The organism is Pseudomonas sp. TAE6080, assembly GCF_018732265.1.
Taxonomy (GTDB): Bacteria; Pseudomonadota; Gammaproteobacteria; order Pseudomonadales; family Pseudomonadaceae; genus Aquipseudomonas; species Aquipseudomonas brenneri.
This window is the reverse complement of sequence record NZ_JAHIDY010000075.1, coordinates 1-12,764: the sequence shown is the minus strand read 5'-3', so window position 1 is coordinate 12,764 and position 12,764 is coordinate 1. Positions and strand designations below refer to the sequence as shown.

10 protein-coding genes are annotated in these 12,764 nt (G+C 61.3%); all 10 read right to left on the bottom strand.

Going from position 1 to position 12,764, the window contains the following annotated elements:
* Positions 1 to 179: 179 nt before the first annotated feature.
* Positions 180 to 2,957 (bottom strand): hybrid sensor histidine kinase/response regulator, encoded by a 2,778-nt coding sequence (locus tag KL786_RS28635; RefSeq protein WP_215519749.1) that lies wholly within the window; start codon positions 2,955 to 2,957, stop codon positions 180 to 182.
* Positions 2,958 to 3,059: 102 nt separating this feature from the next.
* Positions 3,060 to 4,352: a phosphoribosylamine--glycine ligase gene (purD, locus tag KL786_RS28630; RefSeq protein WP_029297678.1), complete on the bottom strand. Its 1,293-nt coding sequence runs from the start codon at positions 4,350 to 4,352 to the stop codon at positions 3,060 to 3,062.
* A gap of 148 nt (positions 4,353 to 4,500) precedes the next feature.
* Positions 4,501 to 6,108: a bifunctional phosphoribosylaminoimidazolecarboxamide formyltransferase/IMP cyclohydrolase gene (gene purH, locus KL786_RS28625; protein WP_215519748.1), complete on the bottom strand. Its 1,608-nt coding sequence runs from the start codon at positions 6,106 to 6,108 to the stop codon at positions 4,501 to 4,503.
* Between the two features lie 81 nt (positions 6,109 to 6,189).
* Positions 6,190 to 6,510 (bottom strand): DNA-binding transcriptional regulator Fis, encoded by a 321-nt coding sequence (fis, locus tag KL786_RS28620; RefSeq protein ID WP_003186237.1) that lies wholly within the window; start codon positions 6,508 to 6,510, stop codon positions 6,190 to 6,192.
* Complete coding sequence (gene dusB / locus KL786_RS28615; RefSeq protein ID WP_032859828.1) at positions 6,507 to 7,520, bottom strand: tRNA dihydrouridine synthase DusB; 1,014 nt, start codon at positions 7,518 to 7,520, stop codon at positions 6,507 to 6,509. Before dusB ends, fis begins: the two co-directional genes overlap by 4 nt.
* A gap of 186 nt (positions 7,521 to 7,706) precedes the next feature.
* On the bottom strand, positions 7,707 to 8,939 hold the full coding sequence (locus KL786_RS28610) for a DUF3426 domain-containing protein (protein WP_215519747.1): 1,233 nt from the start codon (positions 8,937 to 8,939) through the stop codon (positions 7,707 to 7,709).
* 30 nt (positions 8,940 to 8,969) lie between these two features.
* Positions 8,970 to 9,848, bottom strand: coding sequence for a 50S ribosomal protein L11 methyltransferase (gene prmA, locus KL786_RS28605; RefSeq protein WP_215519746.1), 879 nt, complete (start codon positions 9,846 to 9,848; stop codon positions 8,970 to 8,972).
* Between the two features lie 267 nt (positions 9,849 to 10,115).
* Entirely contained in the window at positions 10,116 to 11,477 is a 1,362-nt protein-coding gene (gene accC, locus KL786_RS28600; protein ID WP_032859825.1) for an acetyl-CoA carboxylase biotin carboxylase subunit, read from the bottom strand.
* 17 nt (positions 11,478 to 11,494) lie between these two features.
* Positions 11,495 to 11,959, bottom strand: coding sequence for an acetyl-CoA carboxylase biotin carboxyl carrier protein (accB, locus tag KL786_RS28595; protein ID WP_029297651.1), 465 nt, complete (start codon positions 11,957 to 11,959; stop codon positions 11,495 to 11,497).
* A 24-nt stretch (positions 11,960 to 11,983) separates the two neighbouring features.
* Positions 11,984 to 12,439, bottom strand: a complete 456-nt coding sequence (gene aroQ / locus KL786_RS28590; protein WP_057437567.1) for a type II 3-dehydroquinate dehydratase — start codon at positions 12,437 to 12,439, stop codon at positions 11,984 to 11,986.
* Positions 12,440 to 12,764 lie beyond the last annotated feature (325 nt).

The window sequence follows — 12,764 nt, the reverse complement described above, 5'->3', positions numbered from 1 at the left end:
CTCATGCTGCTGAGGCTGCTAGCTGAAACTGTCCAACTTTTCGGGGGCAGTCCACTATGTGGGAGCGGGCTTGCCCGCGATGCAGGCGCCTCGGTTTTCCAGTTGCCACTGAGGTGATGCTATCGCAGGCAAGCCAGCTCCCACAGGGCGTTGTGGTGAGCAAGGGATTGTTGTTCGGGTCAGGAAGTATGCACCTGCTCCGCCGGCTGCTCACGCTGTGTCACCCAGTACTCCACCAGTTCACGCAGTTGCGACAGCTCCACCGGCTTGGCCATATGCCCATCCATCCCGGCCTGGCGTGCGCGTTCCTTGTGTTCCGAGAGAATGTGCGCGGTCAGCGCCACCACCGGTGTGCGTGTGCGCTGGTTGCTGACTTCCCAGACCCGTAACTGCTGGGTCGCGGAGAAGCCATCGAGGATCGGCATTTCGCAGTCCATCAACACCAGGTCGTAGCGCTGGGCCTTCATCGCCTGCAAGGCTTCCTCGCCATTGCTGGCGGTATCGGGTTGCAGGTTGAGCTTGCCGAGCATGCCGCGAATCACTTTGGTGGAGATGCTGTTGTCTTCAGCCACCAGGATGCGGAAGTCGCTGGGCACGGTGACGGCCACGGGCGCGTTCGGCACCGTGTGGCGCGGTTGCACGACACCTTTGCTGCGCTGGGTCAGTTCGTCGGCCAGGGTGGTCTTGAGGGTGTAGCCCGCGACCGGCTTGGCCAGGATGCGCTTGATCCCGCAGTTGCGCGCGATGATCTTGCTCGGCGCGTTGCTGATACCGGTGAGCATGATCAGCAGGATGTCGTGGTTCAGGCTCGGGTCTTCCTTGATCTTCGCCGCCAGCTGCATGCCGGTCATGCCGGGCATGTTCTGGTCCAGCAGCACCACGTCGAAATAGTCGCGCAGGTGTGCCTTGGTGCGCAGCAGGGCCAGGGCTTCCTTGCCCGATGACACGGCGCTGACATTCAGGCCCCAGGCAGTACATTGCTGCACCAGTACTTTGCGGCACGTGTCGTTATCGTCGACGACCAGTACCCGTGCGTCTTGCAGTGGGCCGTCGAGGTCGGAGGTCGGGTGTTCCAGGCGCTCGGGGTCCAGCGGCAAGGTCAGCCACAGGGTGCTGCCTTGCTGGCTGCCAGCCTTGATGCCGAACTCGCCATTCATCAACAGGATCAGTTGGCGCGCGATCACCAGGCCCAGGTGGCCGCTCAGGCGGGTGGCCGAGAGGAAGTTCTTGCTGTGCAGTTCGCTGTGCAGCAGGGCATCACGTTCGGCGGCCTCCATCGGCAAGCCGCTGTCTTGTACGGCAATGCGCAGGCGCGGTTTGCTGCTGCGTTCATCCAGGGCGACCACGATCAGCACTTCGCCTTCGTCGGTCTTGTGCAGGGCATTTTCCAGCAGGCTCAACAGGGCCTGGCGCAGGCGTGTCGGGTCGCCGCTGATGACCCGTGGCACCTGGGGCTGGATAAAGCTGATCAGCTCGACGTTCTGCTGCTCGGCCTTGGCGCGGAAAATACTCAGGCAGTCTTCGATCAGGGCATTGAGGTCGAACTGCACATCATCGAGTTCGATTTGCCCGGATTCGAGCTTGGAAATGTCGAGAATCTCGTTGATCAGGGTCAGCAGCTCATTGCCGGCGCTGTGGATGGTCTGCACGTAGTCGCGCTGCTTGACCGACAAAGGTGTGCCCAGCAGTAACTCGGTCATGCCCAGCACACCGTTCATGGGCGTGCGGATCTCGTGACTGATCTTGGCCAGGAACTCGGCCTTGGCGGCGATCTCGGCGTTGCTGGCCGCCAGGTCGCGGCTCAGGCTGAAACGGTCCTCGACGATGCTGCGTTGGCGTTCGCCCAGGGCCTGGCTCATCAACAGGCCGCTGACGCAGATCACCGCCAGCAAGGTGATGATCAAGCCTTGCGGGGCCACCAGGGTCAGGCCCAGCAAGGCCGGCAGGATAATCAGCGTACCGGTGTTGAACACCAGCATGGCCAGCAGGAACAGGCGTGCCGGCCGGTAGCCTTTTTGCCAGTGGTAGGCGGAGACAAACAGCATGCTCAGGCCTGCCAGCGCCACCAGGGCGTAGGTGATGATGTTCAGCGGCAGGGTGTTGACGAACAGCAGCAACAGGCCGCACAGGACGATCAGCAGGATATCTGCCATCAGCAGCTTGTTCAGCGGATGCGGGCCCAGTGGTGCGAAGAAACGGTAGGCGAACATCAAGCCGCATGGCGCCGTCAGCAGCAACGCCATATAGGAACCGGGGGTTTGCATGGCGTGCCAGTTCGGCAACCACGGGCCCAACAGGTTGAGCAGCAGTAACAGGCTGAGCAGCAGCAGCACTTCGCAGGCCGCCAGCCACAGGCTGCTGCGCGAACGATGGTAGGCGTAGCGGGCGAGGTTATGCAGGATCAGCATCAGCAGGCAGCCGAACAACAGGCCATAGACCAGGGTCTGGGTCTGGTTGGCGGCGGCCATCACGGCGGGTTCCAGGGTCAGGTACGGCCGCAGTTCGTGCTCCGAAACCAGGCGCACATACACCTCCAGGGGCTTCTGGCTCTGGGGCATGGGCAGCATGAAATCACTGCTGGGCAGCGGGCGTTCAGCCTGGGGTTGGCGGGTGCCGGTATTCACTTGCTCGATCAGCGTGTCGCCGTCCAGCACGTACAGATTGAGGTGCGCCAGGTCTGGCGCAAAGACCCGCAGCACTTGCTCGTGCTTGCCGGGTTGCAGCTTGAAGCGTACCCACAGCGCACCATTGGGCTCGGCGGCGGTGATCCGGTCCAGTTCGATAGGGCTGAATTGGTTGGTGTAGCGGGGTGAGCGAATGTCGCTCAATTGCAGGTCGGCCTGTTCATCAAGCAATACGGCCCAACCACTGCCTTGCGCGAAGGCCTGGGTCGGCAACAGACAGAGCAGGGTCAGCAGGCTGACAGTAAAAACTATGGCGATCCTGAGCCAGCGCACGGCGAAATCCCTTCGTAGGTTAATGCACGGGGTTAACTATGCGCGGGACCGTAACAGGACGGCAAGGGCCAAAGGCCCCTGCCTAGCCGAACGGATAGCTGCTTACTGATCTTCGCCCCGCTCACGGGCAATGGCACGGTAGCCGATGTCCTTGCGGTAGAAGCAGCCCTGCCAGTCGATCTTCGCGGCGAGCTTGTAGGCTTGCTGCTGGGCGGCATCGACACTGGCGCCCATGGCGGTGGCGCACAGTACACGGCCACCGGCAGTGACGACCTGGCCATCCTTGAGCGCGGTACCGGCGTGGAATACCTTGCCTTCGAGTGTAGCGGCTGCATCCAGGCCCTGGATCACATCACCCTTGGCGTAGTCGGCAGGGTAACCACCGGCTGCCAGCACAATGCCGACGCTCGGACGTGGATCCCACTGTGCTTCAACCTTGTCCAGGGCCTGGGCCAGTGCGGCTTCCACCAGCAGCACCAGGCTCGACTGCAGGCGCAGCATCACCGGTTGGGTTTCCGGGTCGCCGAAACGGCAGTTGAACTCGATGACTTTCGGGTTGCCGGCCTTGTCGATCATCAGGCCCGCGTACAGGAAACCGGTGTAGACATTGCCTTCATCGGCCATGCCACGCACGGTCGGCCAGATCACCAGGTCCATCACGCGCTGGTGCACCTGGGCGGTGACCACCGGGGCAGGGGAGTAGGCACCCATGCCACCGGTGTTCGGGCCGGTGTCGCCGTCGCCGACGCGCTTGTGGTCCTGGCTGGTAGCCATCGGCAAGACGTTCTTGCCGTCGACCATCACGATGAAGCTGGCTTCTTCGCCGTCGAGGAATTCTTCGATCACCACCCGCGAACCGGCGTCACCGAAAGCGTTGCCGGCGAGCATGTCGCGCACCGCGTCTTCGGCTTCCTGCAGGGTCATCGCCACGATCACGCCTTTACCGGCGGCCAGGCCATCGGCCTTGATCACGATCGGTGCGCCTTTTTCACGCAGGTAAGCCAGGGCTGGCTCGATCTCGGTGAAGTTCTGGTAATCGGCGGTCGGGATCTTGTGGCGAGCCAGGAAGTCCTTGGTAAAGGCTTTCGAGCCTTCCAGCTGGGCCGCGCCCGCAGTCGGGCCGAAGCAGTCCAGGCCGCGGCTGCGGAACAGGTCCACGACACCGGCAACCAGTGGCACTTCCGGGCCGACGATGGTCAGGGAGACGTTCTTTTGCGCAAAGTCGGCCAGTTGCTCAAGCGCCAATACGTCGATGGCGACGTTTTCGCACTTGGCTTCAATGGCGGTGCCGGCATTGCCGGGGGCCACGAATACTTTTTGCACGCGTGGGTCCTGGGCAACTTTCCAGGCCAGGGCGTGTTCACGGCCACCGCTGCCAATGATCAAAACATTCATTTCAAAAACCTCTGTGAAACGCTGTGCTTTCTGTAGGAGCGAGCTTGCTCGCGAAGATCGTCAACGATAACGGGGGCATCTGACTCCCCGTGGCGCTCTCGGGCTTTTCGCGAGCAAGCTCGCTCCTACAGTAGGAAAGCAGTGGTGTTTAGTGACGGAAGTGGCGCATGCCAGTGAAGACCATGGCGATGCCGGCTTCATCAGCCGCGGCGATAACCTCGGCATCACGCATCGAGCCACCCGGTTGGATCACGGCAGTAACCCCCGCTTTTGCGGCGTTATCCAGGCCATCACGGAACGGGAAGAATGCGTCGGAAGCCATCACCGAACCCACCACCTGCAAACCGGCGTGTTCAGCCTTGATCGCGGCGATACGCGCCGAGTTCACACGGCTCATCTGGCCCGCGCCGACGCCGATGGTCTGGCGGTTCTTGGCGTAGACGATGGCGTTGGATTTAACGTACTTGGCCACTTTCCAGGCAAAGATCAGGTCGTTGATCTCTTGCTCGGTCGGCGCGCGCTTGGTCACAACTGTAAGGTCTTGGCTGCCGATCATGCCGATGTCGCGGCTCTGTACCAGCAAGCCGCCATTGACGCGCTTGTAGTCCCAGGCAGCGGCACGGTCAGCCGACCACTCGCCGCAGGCCAGCAGGCGCACATTGGCCTTGGCGGCGACGATGGCACGGGCCTCGATGCTGACGGAAGGCGCGATGATCACTTCGACGAACTGACGCTCGACGATGGCCTTGGCCGTCTCGGCGTCCAGTTCGCGGTTGAACGCGATGATGCCGCCGAATGCCGATTCGGTATCGGTGGCGTAGGCCAGTTCGTAGGCCTGGCGGATCCCACCTTCAGCGTCCGGGCTCACGGCCACGCCGCATGGGTTGGCGTGCTTGACGATCACGCAGGCTGGCTTGACGAAGCTCTTCACGCACTCCAGCGCGGCGTCGGTATCGGCCACGTTGTTGTAGGACAGCTCCTTGCCTTGCAGCTGGGTCGCAGTGGCGATCCCCACTTCGGCAGGCTTGGCTTCCACGTAGAACGCCGCGCTCTGGTGCGGGTTCTCGCCGTAGCGCATTTCCTGGGCCTTGATGAACTGGCTGTTGAAGGTGCGCGGGAACTGGCTGCGGCCTTCTGTGCTGAGGGTCTCGGCGGCCTGGTTCACGGTGCCCATGTAGTTGGCGATCATGCCGTCATAGGCGGCCGTGTGTTCGAAGGCCTTGAGCATCAGGTCGAAACGCTGGGCGTAGGTCAGGCCGCCGGCTTTCAGGCTTTCCAATACTTGGGCGTAGTCGCTGGCGTTGACCACGATGGCCACGTCTTTATGGTTCTTGGCCGCCGAGCGCACCATGGTCGGGCCGCCGATATCGATGTTTTCGATAGCGGTCGGCAGGTCGCAGCCTGGCTTGTTGATGGTGGCTTCGAACGGGTACAGGTTAACGGCCACCAGGTCGATCGGCTTGATGCCGTGCTCGTTCATGATGGCGTCGTCGATACCGCGACGGCCGAGGATGCCGCCGTGGATTTTCGGGTGCAGGGTCTTGACCCGACCGTCCATCATTTCTGCGAAACCGGTGTAGTCCGCGACTTCTACTGCGGCCACGCCGTTGTCCTGCAGCAGTTTGAAGGTCCCGCCCGTGGAGAGGATTTCCACACCCAGGGCTTCCAGCTCCCGGGCAAATTCGAGGATCCCGGTCTTGTCGGAAACACTGATCAAGGCGCGGCGGATCGGCAGGCGGGTAGTCTGGTCGGTCATCTCAATTTCCATCAAAAGCAAAGGAGTCAGCAAAAAAGGCGACCGGTTTTACGCGGGCGCCTTTCTGGTTTGATTGAATGCTTACAGCAAATCGTACTGTTTGAGCTTCTTGCGCAGGGTCCCACGGTTGAGGCCCAGCAGCTCACTGGCTTTGGTCTGGTTGCCCTTGACGTAGTTCATCACGCTTTCGAGCAAGGGCGCCTCGACTTCGGAGAGCACCAGGTTGTACACATCCGTGACGGCCGCGCCCTCAAGGTGGGCGAAATAATTGTGCAGCGCTTTCTCCACGCTCCCGCGAAGGGTCTGGCCTTCTTCGCTCGGCGTGTTGAGGTGCTGTTTCAAATTGACGTTGTCGCTCACGGGTGTTGTTCCACTCACTAAAGTCTCGGTCATCATCGTCATGCGGCCACCCCTTCTCCGTCCCCTGCTCTCAGGCTCTTGTCTCGTTCGGCAAAGAACTCACGAACGGCGGTGACCTGTGCTTGCGTTTCATCCAAACGATTGAACCCTGCGCGAAACTCTTTGGCGCCGGGCAGGGTTGCGAGATACCAACCCACATGCTTGCGAGCAATGCGTACGCCCATCACGTCTCCATAGAAGGTGTGCAGGGCGGCCAGATGCTCTAGCAGAATACGTTCCACCTCGAACAGCTCCGGTGCCGGCATGATTTGGCCGGTACGCAGAAAATGCTCGATCTCACGAAAAATCCATGGCCGCCCCTGGGCGGCCCGGCCAATCAACAGGCCATCGGCACCGGTCGCGTGCAGTACGCGCCGGGCTTTCTCGGCCGAGTCGATGTCGCCGTTGGCAAAGACCGGAATCGACACGGCTTGCTTGATTGCAGCAATGGTGTCGTATTCAGCCTCGCCGGTATAAAGGTCAGCGCGGGTGCGGCCATGCACCGCCAGTGCTGTAATGCCTGCCTGTTCGGCGATCTTCGCCACCGTCAGGCCGTTCTTGTTGTCCCGGTCCCAGCCGGTACGGATCTTCAGGGTGACCGGCACATCCACTGCACTCACTACGGCGTGCAGGATCTCGGCAACCAACTGCTCATCTTTCAACAGGGCGGAACCGGCGGCCTTGTTGCAGACCTTCTTGGCCGGGCAGCCCATGTTGATATCAATAATCTGCGCACCCAGCTCCACGTTGGCCCGGGCCGCCTCCGCGAGCATCTGCGCATCACCGCCGGCGATCTGTACCGAGCGGGGCTCGGGATCACCTTCGTGGATCATGCGCATCCGCGATTTGCGGGTGTTCCACAAGCTCATGTCGCTGGTGACCATTTCCGAAACCACAAGGCCTGCGCCCAAACGTTTGCACAGCTGACGAAAGGGCTGGTCGGTGACCCCCGCCATCGGGGCGAGAATCAAAGCGTTTGGCAATGTATATGGGCCGATGCGTACCGCCGACATAGGACTTCCCTGTTGTGGGGCCGGATCATTAGAGTTCGAAAAAGGGTTGGCATGATACCCGCTCTCGATGACTGGTTAAAGGCTGGATTGGATAAAATCTGAGCAGTTATTTCTTTATCGCCACCGGTTTGGTGATGGACGGTCAAGTCAATAACCGGCCATCCAAACCTTGGCGTGCAGATCGGATCACTCGGGGGAGTGGAAACTGAGACTGTAGTTCACAGCCTTGTTGCCTGGGTCGAGAATATCCAGGGCGATATGGATCGGGGTCTGGGACGGCATCTCGGTCTGCCCGGCCAGCTCGCCGCTGAGGTACTCGGCAGGCTTGAAGCGCCGGCTGGCGATCATCCGGCCATTGAGGTCGGCGAAGCGCAGCTCCAGCAGGGGGAATGGCTGGGAGAACGTGGCGCGGTTATAGATGATGGCATCTACGACCAGCGCGCCGGCGAACTCGGGGTGGCTGCGCACCACCAGGTTGCTGCTCTTGATGTGGGCGATATCGACCCGTGATGGCACCGTGCAGCCCAGTTTCGGGCACAGTTCCTGGAACCAGGGCCGGTATCTGTCCTGGCGGGCCAGATCATCGAACTGGTAGGCAATGTATTGGCCGGCGAGGGCGGCGGCGGCCAGCAGCACCAGGGTCAGCCAGAGCAGGCGGCGGCCCCAGCCGGTGGGACGCTTGCCGGCATAGAGGTGCAGCGGGTCGTCTTCCAGGTCCTGCAACATTTCGTCGTGGGCATTGCCCGTGGCGCGCGTGCGCTTGCGACGAGGTTGCGCGGCGGGGTCCGGCTCGGGCAGCGATTCGTCCGACGCGTTGCCGATGCTTGGTTCGGGTGGGTCGAGATCGTCGTCGACATGGCGGGCATGCAGTACGGGCTCGTCGTGTACCTCTTGGATGTCGAAGGACATCGAGGGTTCGGTACGCTGCGGTTTGCCCGTGGGTGTCGGGACCGGTTCGGCGGTTTCGTCGGCGTGGGCAATTGTCGCAGCCCGTTCGTCAGGCGGATCGCTGAACAGGCTGGCCGCCCACTGTTCCTCTTCAGCCTTGGCCGTGTCGCGGCTGGCACTCATCGGTTGGTCTTTTTGCCGACGGTCTGCCCCCGTCAGGCGCCGGTCGCTGCCTTGGGGCTGGGTGTGTTGAATCTCCCGGCGTTCCAGCTTGGCCAGTTCTTCGTCGAGGTCCAGGTGATCCAGGTCCAGCTCTTCAGCGGTCCATTGCTTCTGGCTGATGGCGCGCGGTGCGGTTTCTGCTGGCGCTTCAGGCGCATGGGTACGCTGCTCCAGCAACTGGCGAGCGGCGTTGAACACTTGCAGGCAAGAGCCGCAGCGAACCACGCCACGGGCCACGCTCAATTGAGCATGGCTGACGCGGAAACGGGTTTGGCAATGCGGGCACTGGGTGACGAAACTGTCGGTCATGCGGCCATCCGATTCATGCAGGCGCTCATTCTAGCGCCGACGACCGCTGATGCGTACCCAGCCATCACGGTTGGCGATGGGGTCCAGGTCAAAGTCCTGGGCATAGGCGGCGGCCACTTCTTCGCCCTGTTCGGCGAGGATCCCCGACAGTGCCAGGCGCCCGCCAGGCTTGACCAGGCTCGACAATTGCGGGGCCAGCGATACCAGCGGCCCGGCAAGGATATTGGCGACCAACACGTCGGCCTGCACCTGGGGCAATTGCTCCGGCAGGTACAGTGGGAATTTGCCTTCAGCAATGTTGTTGCGCCCGGCGTTATCGCGGGAGGCTTCCAGGGCCTGCACGTCGATGTCAGTGCCGACGGCTTCCTTGGCGCCCAGCAGCAGCGCAGCGATGGCCAGGATGCCCGAGCCGCAACCGAAGTCCAGCACGTTGCAGTCCTGCAAGTCCTGGCCGTCGAGCCATTCCAGGCACAGGGCGGTGGTCGGGTGGGTGCCGGTGCCGAATGCCAGGCCCGGGTCCAGCAGCAGGTTGACGGCCTCAGGCTCCGGGGCGGCATGCCAGCTTGGCACGATCCACAGGCGCTGGCCGAAACGCATGGGTTGGAAGTTGTCCATCCAGCTGCGCTCCCAGTCCTGGTCTTCGATCACTTCACTGTGGTGCTCGGGCAGCGGGCCGCCGGTCAACAGTTCCATATGGGCAAAGACACTGGTGGCGTCGGTGCCGTCTTCGAACAGCGCCAGCAAATGGGTGTGGGACCACAGGGGGGTGGTGTTCAGCTCGGGTTCGAAAATTGGCTGGTCTTCGGCGTCCATGAAGGTCACCGACACGGCGCCCACTTCGAGGAACGCGTCTTCATAGGTTTCGGCTTGTTCTGGGCTGATGGCGAGACGGACTTGCAGCCAAGGCATGGCGGGCACCTTTGAAAAAATGAGTGTGCAGCGGGGTGGGGCTGCGAAAGGGCGCAAGTTTACGCGAGCGGCGAGGATAAGACGACAGTGCAAGTTACACACCAATCAAATGTGGGAGCTGGCTTGCCTGCGATAGCATCACCTTGGTGTAACTGATGCACCGAGGTGCCCGCATCGCAGGCAAGCCAGCTCCCACAGGGTTTGTGGTGTTCTTGCGTGCCCATAAACAACAAAACCGCCCGAAGGCGGTTTTGTTGGATGGAGCACTTACTGGTTGGCCAGCTTGTGTTCCAGGTAGTGAATGTTCACACCACCTTCGCAGAAGCCTTCATCACGAACCAGATCCCGATGCAGTGGGATGTTGGTCTTGATGCCGTCGACCACGATCTCGTCCAGGGCATTGCGCATACGGGCCATGGCCTCGTCGCGGGTGGAGCCCCAGGTGATCAGCTTGCCGATCAGCGAGTCGTAGTTCGATGGAACCTTGTAGCCGCTGTACAGGTGCGAATCGACGCGAACGCCGTTGCCGCCTGGTGCATGGAAATGCTTGACCAGACCTGGACTCGGCATAAAGGTCTTCGGGTCTTCGGCGTTGATCCGGCACTCCAGGGAGTGGCCGTGGATCTTCACGTCATCCTGGGTGAAGGACAGCACGTTGCCAGCGGCGATGCTGAGCATCTCCTTGACGATGTCGATACCGGTGACCATCTCCGAAACCGGATGCTCTACCTGCACACGAGTGTTCATCTCGATGAAGTAGAAGCGGCCGTTCTCGTAGAGGAACTCGAAAGTACCCGCGCCACGGTAGTTGATATCGATGCAAGCCTTGACGCAGCGCGCCAGGACTTCCTGACGTGCTTTTTCATCCAGGCCCGGTGCCGGAGCTTCTTCCAGGACCTTCTGGTGACGGCGTTGCAGCGAGCAATCGCGGTCGCCCAGGTGGATGGCGTGGCCCTGGCCGTCGGACAGTACCTGGACTTCCACGTGACGTGGGTTGGTCAGGTATTTTTCCAGGTAGACCATCGGGTTGCCGAACCAGGCGCCCGCTTCGGAGCGAGTCTGCTTGGCCGCTTCGATCAGGTCTTCTTCCTTGTGCACCACGCGCATGCCGCGACCACCACCGCCGCCAGCGGCCTTGATGATCACCGGGTAACCGACTTCGCGACCAATGCGCAGGGCGGTTTCCTCGTCCTCAGGCAGCGGGCCGTCGGAACCTGGAACGGTTGGCACGCCGGCAGCGATCATGGCGTCCTTGGCCGAAACCTTGTCGCCCATCAGGCGAATGGTCTCGGCTTTCGGGCCGATGAAGGCGAAGCCGGATTTTTCCACCTGTTCGGCGAAATCGGCGTTTTCCGCGAGGAAGCCGTAGCCAGGGTGGATGCCATCAGCGCCGGTCACTTCAGCCGCGGCGATGATGTTCGAGACCTTCAGGTACGAGTTCGTGGCCAGGGGCGGGCCGATGCAGATGCTCTCGTCCGCGAGTTTCACGTGCATCAGTTCGGTATCGGCCGTCGAGTAAACAGCGACGGTCTTGATGCCCTCTTCCTTACAGGCGCGCAGGATCCGCAGCGCGATCTCGCCGCGGTTGGCGATCAGGACTTTTTGCAGTTTCTTCGCAGGTTTCAACATCGAAGGCGCTCCGCGGTTCAAACGATGGTGAACAGCGGCTGGTCGTACTCAACCGGCTGACCGTTTTCTACCAGGATGGATTCGATGACGCCGGCTTTTTCGGCCGTGATGTGGTTCATCATCTTCATCGCTTCCACGATGCAGATGGTGTCGCCCACTTTCACGGTCTTGCCCACTTCAACGAAGGCTGGCGAGGTCGGTGCCGGAGTGCGGTAGAAAGTACCGACCATTGGCGACTTGACCACGAAACCGTTCAGTACGGGGGCGGCCGGTGCAGCTGGAGCTGCGGCGGCGGCAGGAGCGGCAGCCGGAGCAGCAGCGGCTGGAGCCGGTGCTTGCATCTGTGGCGCGTAGAACTGCTGGGCCGGGGTCTTGCTGTGACGGCTGATCCGTACGGATTCTTCGCCTTCCTTGATTTCCAGCTCGTCGATACCGGATTCTTCCAGCAGTTCGATCAATTTCTTAACTTTACGGATATCCATGAATCATCAACTCCCAAGGGTCGGTCAGGGGCGTTTAGCCTGTTCTTCAATGTGTTCCAGGGCGGCCTCCAGGGCCAGTCGGTAACCGCTGGCGCCAAGGCCGCAGATCACTCCTACCGCTACGTCGGAGAAGTAAGAGTGATGGCGGAAAGCTTCGCGTTTATGCACGTTCGATAAATGCACTTCGATGAATGGGATGCTCACCGCCAGCAGCGCGTCACGTAATGCAACACTTGTGTGCGTAAAAGCGGCGGGATTGATCAGGATAAAGTCCACGCCTTCGCTGCGCGCGGCGTGAATGCGATCAATCAATTCATACTCGGCATTGCTTTGCAGGTAGAGCAGATGGTGGCCGGCTTCACGGGCCCGTCGTTCCAGATCGAGGTTGATCTGTTCGAGGGTGACTGCACCGTATACACCCGGCTCGCGGGTGCCGAGCAGGTTCAGGTTGGGTCCGTGCAGAACCAGTAAGGTCGCCATCGGCTGTTCCTTGTTATTGGATGTGGGTACGTCAGAACCCGGCGACTATGCCGCAAAGCCTTTGTGACTGTCCAGTTCTCTGCAATAGCCAGCACGATTAGCGAGGATTGCGCAAAGTATGTGACCGGGGCGCACGATCCGGTCATTGGTAATACGGTCTAGAAAGCAATGAAGATCGACTGTGGGAGCTGGCTTGCCTGCGATAGCGGTGGATCAGTAGCCGATTAGTCGCCTGGCACACCGCTATCGCAGGCAAGCCAGCTCCCACATTTGTGGACTGCCCCCAAGAAGTTGGACACCAATCCAATTTCTTGGGGTGTTCACA